This is a genomic window from Mycobacterium sp. NPDC003449 (genome assembly GCF_053588415.1).
On sequence record NZ_JBSFPX010000088.1, the window covers coordinates 21,376 to 28,350 of the forward strand.

Genomic DNA, 6,975 nt, shown 5'->3' on the forward strand with positions numbered 1-6,975 from the left:
CTAGAGCGTCAACAGCATTCGGGTGTTGCCCAGGGTGTTGGGTTTGACGTAGGAGAGGTCGAGGAACTCGGCCACACCGGTGTCGTAGGAGCGGCACATCTCCTCGAACACCTCGGCGGTCACCGGTGTGCCGTCGATCTCGTCGAAGCCGTGCCTGCTGAAGAAGTCGACCTCGAAGGTCAGCACGAAGATCCGTTGCAGGTGCAGGTCGCGCGCGACGTCGAGTAGCCGCTCCACCAGCACGTGGCCGACGCCGGTGCCCCGCACCTTCGGATGCACCGCCACCGTGCGCACCTCGCCCAGATCCGACCACAGGACGTGCAGCGCGCCGCATCCGACGAGTTCGCCGTCGAGTTCGACCACCCAGAACTCCTGCACGGCCTCGTACAGGGTCACCAGGTTCTTCTCCAGCAGGATCTTGCCCGCGTAGATGTCGACGAGGTGCTTGATGGCCGGAACATCGGAGGTGCGGGCCCGGCGCACCAGGGTGGGGTTCGCCGCTTCGGCCCGGCCTGGATTCACGCCTCCGCTCACAGCTGGAAGGGTATCGGTTTCGGCAACCGATATTCTGTTGCAGTGCCGGGGCAGCCTTCTACCGATCCGGTGGTCCCGCGTGCGCGCGTGGCCAACCTCGCCAACTTCCTCACGGGTGTGCGTCTGATCCTTGTGCCGGTGTTCCTGGTGCTGCTGTTCGTCGGGGACGGGCACGAAACCGGTTGGCGGGTGGCGGCTTTCGCGGTGTTCGCGGTGGCGGTCATCACCGACCGGTTCGACGGGGCGCTGGCCCGCAGCTACGGCATGGTCACCGAATTCGGCACGCTGGCCGACCCGATCGCCGACAAGGCACTCATCGGCGCGGCCCTGATCGGGTTGTCGGTCCTCGGCGACCTGCCCTGGTGGATCACCGCGGTGATCCTGGTGCGTGAGATCGGAATCACAGTGCTCCGGCTCGCGGTGCTGCGTCACGGTGTCATCCCGGCCAGCCGCGGCGGCAAGCTCAAGACCCTCGTGCAGGCGGTCGCGATCGGTCTGTTCGTGCTGCCGTTGCATTCCTGGCCCGGCAGCTGGCTGACCGTGGCCTGGGTGATCATGTGGGCGGCCGTGGTGCTCACGGTGCTCACCGGTGCGGATTATGTGATTTCGGCGATCAGGGATTCACGTGGACGACCCGCTGGTAACTGACGAGGCACGGGCGCTGGTCGCCGATCTGACGGTGCGCGGCCAGAGCGTGGCGACCGCCGAGTCGCTGACGGCGGGCCTGCTCGCGGCGACCCTGGCCGGCGTACCGGGTGCCAGCGCGGTGCTGCACGGTGGGCTGATCACCTACACCGAGGACACCAAGATCTGGCTGGCCGGCGTCGCACCGCAGGTGCTCGACGCGGTCGGCCCGGTCGCCGGTCCGACGGCGCGCGCCCTGGCCGTCGGTGCCCGCCAGCGATGCGCCGCGACCTGGGGTGTCGCGCTGACCGGTGTGGCGGGCCCCGAGCCGCACGACGGGCATCCGGTGGGAACGGTGTTCCTCGGTCTGGCCGGGCCGGTCGACACCCAGGTGGTCGAGTTGTCGCTGTCCGGTACGCGGTGGGAGATCCGGGTGGCCGCGGTCAACGAGGCGATCGTCGCGCTCCGGGCACTCGTCGGTCACCAGTGACTTTCCCGGTCCGGGAACCTTCGCGGTGGGTGTCGGCGTTTGGAATGTAGCGAATCCGCCGACGGCCGCCGAAGGAGGGCAACATGACGGCATTGCTGCGCGAGGTGATTGGCGACGTGCTGCGTAACGCCCGCACCGAGCAGGGGCGCACCCTGCGACAGGTGTCGGACGCGGCCCGGGTCAGCCTCGGCTACCTGTCCGAGGTCGAGCGTGGCCGCAAGGAGGCCTCCAGCGAACTCCTCGGTGCGATCTGCGATGCGCTCGACGTGCCGCTCTCGCGCGTGCTGACCGACGCCGGAGAGAGCATGGCCGAGCGTGAACTGACCGCCGCATCCGCCGCGGACACCCGCATCGCCCGCATCGACGCCGCGACCAAGGTGGTCATTCCGCAGGCCGTTTCGATGGCGGTGGCCTGACCGGCCGTTTCGGCGCGGTCATGGACACAACACGTACCGCTGATCACCCCGCGGGACTGTGTAGCCATGCCCGAAACCGATAGGTTTGAGATCAGCACACCCTCACACCAGAACACCTGAGCCCAGAGCCGAAACCAAGAAGGCGGAACGAACTCATGGCCAATCCGTTCACCAAGGCGTGGAAGTACCTGATGGCGCTGTTCAGCTCCAAGGTCGACGAGTACGCCGACCCGAAGGTGCAGATTCAGCAGGCCATCGAGGACGCCCAGCGCCAGCACCAGGCGCTGACCCAGCAGGCCGCCCAGGTGATCGGTAACCAGCGTCAGCTGGAGATGCGCCTCAACCGTCAACTGGCCGACATCGAGAAGCTCCAGGTCAACGTCCGGCAGGCGCTGACCCTGGCCGATCAGGCCACCGCGGCGGGTGACGCCGCCAAGGCCACCGAGTACAACAACGCCGCCGAGGCCTTCGCCGCGCAGCTGGTGACCGCCGAACAGAGCGTTGAGGATCTCAAGGGGCTGCACGACCAGGCCCTGCAGGCCGCCGGACAGGCCAAGAAGGCCGTCGAACAGAACGCCATGATGCTGCAGCAGAAGATCGCCGAGCGCACCAAGCTGCTGTCCCAGCTCGAGCAGGCCAAGATGCAGGAACAGGTCAGCGCCTCGCTGCGGTCGATGAGCGAGGTCGCCGCGCCGGGCAGCACGCCGAGCCTCGACGAGGTCCGCGACAAGATCGAGCGCCGCTACGCCAATGCGATCGGCCAGGCCGAGCTGGCGCAGAACTCGGTGCAGGGCCGGATGGTGGAGATCCAGCAGGCCAGCGTGGAGATGGCCGGCCACTCCCGGTTGGAGCAGATCCGTGCCTCGATGCACGGGGAATCGCTGCCCAGCGGCGGCACCACGCCCGCGACCCCGGCCACTCCCGCCCCCAACCAGACCCCGGCCACTCCCGAGAACCCGCTCGGCCAATAACGTTTCGAGTGTTCTAGACCATGACTACCAAGACCGGTCGACCAGGCGCCTGGCGGTCGCTGGTGCAGCTGGGTGTGCAGCGCGGCATCGACACCGCCGCCGAGTTGTCCGGTGCGGTGGCCGACAAGCTCAACGCGGCCGCCGATCCGCGCGCCAAACTGCTGCGGAAGCGGCGGTGGGCACTGCGGCTCGGCGTGTTCTTCACGCTGTCCTGCGGATTCTGGGTGCTGGTCACGGGCCTGCTCGCCTCCTGGAGCACCCCGGTGTGGGTGCTGATCATCACCGGCGCGATCGCGGCGGCCGCGGCGATGCCCGCCACGCTGCTGTGGTTGCGCTACCGGTGGCTGCGGTCCACGCCGTTGCCCGCCGAACGTCCCGCCGTCGGGCGCAGGCTGCCGCCGTGGGGTTCGGCCGCGCGTCAGCCGATGGCGGCGTTGCTGGCCTCCGAGCGGGGCATGTTCTCCCTGCTGGGGGTGATGGAGCGGGGCCGGATGCTGCCCGCCGACGAACTGCGCGAACTCACCGAGGTGGCCAACCAGACCGCACGCACCATGGCGGGGACCGCCAACGAGGTGGTGTCGATGGAGCGGGCCATCAGCAACGCACCCCAGTCGCGGCAACACCTGGTGCCCACGATCAACGCCTTCACCACGCAGCTGGGCCAGGGGGTCCGGCAGTACAACGAAATGGTCACTGCGGCAGCCCAACTGGTCTCGGCGGCGAACAGCGGCCCGATGGCGGTACCGCCGCTGTCGCAGCAGCGGTACCGTTCGGAGCTGACCGGCGCCACCGACCGCCTGACCGGCTGGGCGCAGGCCTTCGACGAACTGGGCCGGCTGCACCGGGCCTGAGGTCAGACGGCGCTGCTGCTGGGCGGGCCCGAGCGCGGGCCGTACTTCTCGATGTAGGCCTGGTGGATGTGGGCGTCCTTCTCCCGCTTGAGCTTGTCGACCAGGCTCGGGTCCAGCCCGTGCACCCGGCACATGTGCCGGCGCCAGATCTTGTTCAGCGCATGCGAGAAATAGATGAACGGGATGAGGATCGGCACCGTCATGCTCAGGTGCACGTCAAGTGTCGTCGGGATCAACCAGAACGGCGCCAGGATCAGGACCGCGGGCACCAGCACCCGCAGCATCATCCGGCGGGTGGCGCCCTTACCGGTCAGATCTTCGCGAACCCAGTCCAGCATCGAGTCCGGCAGCCGCCGGCCCAGGCAGTAACGAACGAACTGGATCGGGTTCGGCTTGGTGCGCTCAGTCGGGCTCATGGTCGGCTACAGCGTCGCGCGCAGCGACGGGACCACCACGCCCGCCAGGCCCCGGACCGTCGCCTTGAACATGTCGAGGAAGTCGAAGTAGTCGCGCCACAGCGTGATTCGACCGTCGTGCACCTCGAAAACCCCGCACACCCAGAACTGGAGCCGCAACGGGCCGAAGCTCAGTGCGTCGGTGCGTTCGGTCAGCACCGACGCGCCTTCGGCGGCGCTGCGGTGGATCTTGACCTCGAAGCCCGTCCGGCCCTGCATCGAGCGGAACAGCTTCATCGTGCGGGCGCGGCCGTAGATGGTCGGCAGCCCGACATTCTGGTAGACGAGGTTCTGGGCGAGAGCGTTCTCGGCAGTGTCGAAATCCTGGTCCTGCAGCGCGTGCAGGAACGTCTCGACCGTGGCGGTCGGGCTCTGCACCGCGGCGGATGATTGGTCAGCCATGTCCGAAGCCTAGTTTGTCCGGGCTGTGGCAGGGTAAGCCGGTGCGCGTCGCTGTGGTCGCCGGACCCGATCCCGGCCATGCCTTCCCCGCCCTGGCGCTGTGCCGGCGATTCCTGGCCGCCGGGGACGCCCCCACGTTGCTGACCGGGGTGCAATGGCTGCCCACCGCCAGGGCCGCCGGGATCGACGCGGTCGAACTCGACGGCCTCGATCCCACCGACACCGATGACGACGCCGATGCCGGGGCCAAGATTCACCGGCGCGCGGCGCGGATGGCGGTGCTCAACGTTGCGCGCCTGCGCGACCTGGCCCCCGATCTGGTGGTCTCCGATGTCATCACCGCGTGCGGAGGCCTGGCCGCCGAACTGCTCGGACTGCCCTGGACAGAACTCAATCCGCACCCGCTGTACCTGCCGTCGAAGGGCCTGCCCCCGGTGGGCAGCGGCCTGGCTCCCGGTGTCGGCCTGCGCGGCAGGCTCCGCGACGGCGTGATGCGGGCGCTGACCGCACGGTCCTGGCGGGCCGGCCTGGCCCAGCGTGCCGCGGTGCGGGTCGAGATCGGACTGCCCGCCGTCGACCCGGGGCCGTTGCGGCGGCTCATCGCGACCCTGCCGGCCCTCGAGGTGGCCCGCCCGGACTGGCCGGACGAGGCGGTGCTGGTCGGCCCGCTGCACTTCGAGCCCACCTCGGCGGTGCTGACGGTGCCGGCAGGCTCCGGCCCGGTGGTCGTGGTCGCGCCGTCCACGGCGGTGACCGGTACGCGGGGGATGGCCGAGTTGGCCTTGGAGTCGCTGCGGCCGGGGCGGACACTGCCCGAGGGCGCGCGGCTGGTGGTGTCGCGGCTGTCCGGGCCCGACGCCGATATCCCGCCGTGGGCGACGGTGGGCCTGGGACGGCAGGACGAGCTGTTGTCGCATGCGGACCTGGTGATCTGCGGCGGCGGGCACGGCATGGTGTCCAAGACCTTGCTGGCCGGTGTCCCGATGGTGGTGGTGCCCGGCGGGGGAGACCAGTGGGAGATCGCCAATCGTGTTGTGCGGCAAGGTAGCGCGCAGCTGGTGCGGCCGCTGACGGCGGCCGCGCTGACCTCGGCGGTCGGCACGGTGCTCGGTTCGCCCGGCTACCGGGAGGCGGCCGAACGGGCCGGTGCGTCGGTGGCCGATGTGGCAGATCCGGTACGGGTGTGCCATGACGCCCTGTCGATCACTGGGTAGGTTGGGGCCGTGCGGTTGACGGAATTCCATGAACTCGTGGACGGGCAATTCGGCACGGTGCGGGGCCACTCACTGCTGGTCGACCATGTGCTGAGCGGTATGGGCGGACGCACGGCCGCCCAGGCCGTGGAGGACGGTGTGGACCCGCGCGAGGTGTGGCGGGCGCTGTGCTCGGATTTCGACGTCCCGCGCGATCAGTGGTGAGCCGGTTCGGGTGTGGCGGACCGTCGCGGCGGGTACACCGCCGTCATGGGTTTGGGTGACCATCCGCAGCGCACTCCGTTCTACGGGGTTCTGCTGGTCATCGCCGCCGTCCTGCTGTGCTGGCTGGTCGCGTCGACCCTGGGCGGCTGGCCCGCGGCGGTCGGCTACTTCCTGGCCATCGCCGTCGGCGCGTTCGGTTTCGTCATGACGTTCCGCGACCTCGACGACTTCCCCAAGTGGCGCCGCTGACCTCGAACCGACACGGCGTGTCAACTTGAGTCGAACAGATGTTCGTCTAGTGTGGGCGGTGTTCGACGGCTAGATGCTGGTCAAGCCGACTTGTCGGTGGCTACCTCTAGCGTCACGGCCAACTGATCGAGACCGATCACGAACATCACGAGGACGGAGACACTCATGGCGCCACAGGCCCCGGATCGCGACAAAGCACTCGAACTGGCGATGGCCCAGATCGACAAGAGTTTCGGTAAAGGCTCGGTGATGCGCCTCGGCGACGAGGTGCGGCAGCCGATATCGGTGATCCCCACCGGTTCGATCGCCCTGGACGTGGCACTCGGCATCGGCGGTCTGCCGCGCGGCCGCGTCGTCGAGATCTACGGCCCGGAATCTTCGGGTAAGACGACGGTCGCGCTGCACGCGGTGGCCAACGCCCAGGCCTCGGGCGGCATCGCGGCGTTCATCGACGCCGAGCACGCGCTGGACCCCGAGTACGCCAAGAAGCTCGGCGTGGACACCGACTCGCTGCTGGTGTCCCAGCCCGACACCGGTGAGCAGGCGCTGGAGATCGCCGACATGC

The 6,975-nt window shown here is 69.0% G+C and carries 11 protein-coding genes and 1 pseudogene; 9 read left to right on the top strand and 3 right to left on the bottom strand.

The window, feature by feature from the left end; all coding sequences use genetic code 11:
* Complete coding sequence (locus ACWDTP_RS21445) at positions 1 to 486, bottom strand: amino-acid N-acetyltransferase (protein ID WP_450023433.1); 486 nt, start codon at positions 484 to 486, stop codon at positions 1 to 3.
* 90 nt (positions 487 to 576) lie between these two features.
* Between ACWDTP_RS21445 and pgsA the strand changes: the two genes are divergently transcribed.
* The 5 genes from pgsA to pspM all read left to right on the top strand — a co-directional run bounded on the left by pgsA (position 577) and on the right by pspM (position 3,886).
* A complete protein-coding gene (gene pgsA / locus ACWDTP_RS21450; RefSeq protein ID WP_450023415.1) occupies positions 577 to 1,182 on the top strand; it encodes a CDP-diacylglycerol--glycerol-3-phosphate 3-phosphatidyltransferase in 606 nt (201 codons plus the stop codon).
* The gene (locus tag ACWDTP_RS21455) at positions 1,160 to 1,648 is read left to right on the top strand and encodes a CinA family protein (protein ID WP_450023417.1); all 489 of its coding nucleotides are present in this window, start codon (positions 1,160 to 1,162) and stop codon (positions 1,646 to 1,648) included. Before pgsA ends, ACWDTP_RS21455 begins: the two co-directional genes overlap by 23 nt.
* Before the next feature lie 83 nt (positions 1,649 to 1,731).
* A complete protein-coding gene (clgR, locus tag ACWDTP_RS21460) occupies positions 1,732 to 2,064 on the top strand; it encodes a transcriptional regulator ClgR (protein ID WP_450023419.1) in 333 nt (110 codons plus the stop codon).
* 155 nt (positions 2,065 to 2,219) lie between these two features.
* Positions 2,220 to 3,035 (top strand): phage shock protein PspA, encoded by an 816-nt coding sequence (gene pspA / locus ACWDTP_RS21465; RefSeq protein ID WP_450023421.1) that lies wholly within the window; start codon positions 2,220 to 2,222, stop codon positions 3,033 to 3,035.
* Between the two features lie 20 nt (positions 3,036 to 3,055).
* Positions 3,056 to 3,886: a phage shock envelope stress response protein PspM gene (gene pspM, locus ACWDTP_RS21470; protein WP_450023423.1), complete on the top strand. Its 831-nt coding sequence runs from the start codon at positions 3,056 to 3,058 to the stop codon at positions 3,884 to 3,886.
* 2 nt (positions 3,887 to 3,888) lie between these two features.
* On the opposite strand, the gene ACWDTP_RS21475 is transcribed toward pspM, so the two are convergent.
* Positions 3,889 to 4,302, bottom strand: coding sequence for a DUF5313 domain-containing protein (locus ACWDTP_RS21475; RefSeq protein ID WP_450023425.1), 414 nt, complete (start codon positions 4,300 to 4,302; stop codon positions 3,889 to 3,891).
* A 6-nt stretch (positions 4,303 to 4,308) separates the two neighbouring features.
* Entirely contained in the window at positions 4,309 to 4,743 is a 435-nt protein-coding gene (locus ACWDTP_RS21480; RefSeq protein WP_450023427.1) for a limonene-1,2-epoxide hydrolase family protein, read from the bottom strand.
* Between the two features lie 41 nt (positions 4,744 to 4,784).
* Here ACWDTP_RS21480 and ACWDTP_RS21485 point away from each other — a divergent pair, with 41 nt between their 5' ends.
* The 4 genes and pseudogenes from ACWDTP_RS21485 to ACWDTP_RS21500 form a co-directional block, all read left to right on the top strand.
* A complete protein-coding gene (locus tag ACWDTP_RS21485) occupies positions 4,785 to 5,957 on the top strand; it encodes a glycosyltransferase (protein WP_450023429.1) in 1,173 nt (390 codons plus the stop codon).
* A gap of 9 nt (positions 5,958 to 5,966) precedes the next feature.
* The gene (locus ACWDTP_RS21490; protein ID WP_450023431.1) at positions 5,967 to 6,161 is read left to right on the top strand and encodes a DUF3046 domain-containing protein; all 195 of its coding nucleotides are present in this window, start codon (positions 5,967 to 5,969) and stop codon (positions 6,159 to 6,161) included.
* Positions 6,162 to 6,206: 45 nt separating this feature from the next.
* Positions 6,207 to 6,410, top strand: a complete 204-nt coding sequence (locus ACWDTP_RS21495) for a hypothetical protein (protein ID WP_450023435.1) — start codon at positions 6,207 to 6,209, stop codon at positions 6,408 to 6,410.
* A gap of 165 nt (positions 6,411 to 6,575) precedes the next feature.
* Positions 6,576 to 6,975, top strand: a pseudogene (locus ACWDTP_RS21500) (intein-containing recombinase RecA); the annotation flags it as partial.

Excerpts from the sequence above, each read along its gene's own strand:
- pspM (WP_450023423.1), top strand. The coding sequence starts at position 3,056 with ATGACTACCAAGACCGGTCGACCAGGCGCCTGGCGGTCGCTGGTGCAG.
- ACWDTP_RS21480 (WP_450023427.1), bottom strand. The coding sequence starts at position 4,743 with ATGGCTGACCAATCATCCGCCGCGGTGCAGAGCCCGACCGCCACGGTC.
- pspA (WP_450023421.1), top strand. The coding sequence starts at position 2,220 with ATGGCCAATCCGTTCACCAAGGCGTGGAAGTACCTGATGGCGCTGTTC.
- ACWDTP_RS21475 (WP_450023425.1), bottom strand. The coding sequence starts at position 4,302 with ATGAGCCCGACTGAGCGCACCAAGCCGAACCCGATCCAGTTCGTTCGT.
- clgR (WP_450023419.1), top strand. The coding sequence starts at position 1,732 with ATGACGGCATTGCTGCGCGAGGTGATTGGCGACGTGCTGCGTAACGCC.
- ACWDTP_RS21495 (WP_450023435.1), top strand. The coding sequence starts at position 6,207 with ATGGGTTTGGGTGACCATCCGCAGCGCACTCCGTTCTACGGGGTTCTG.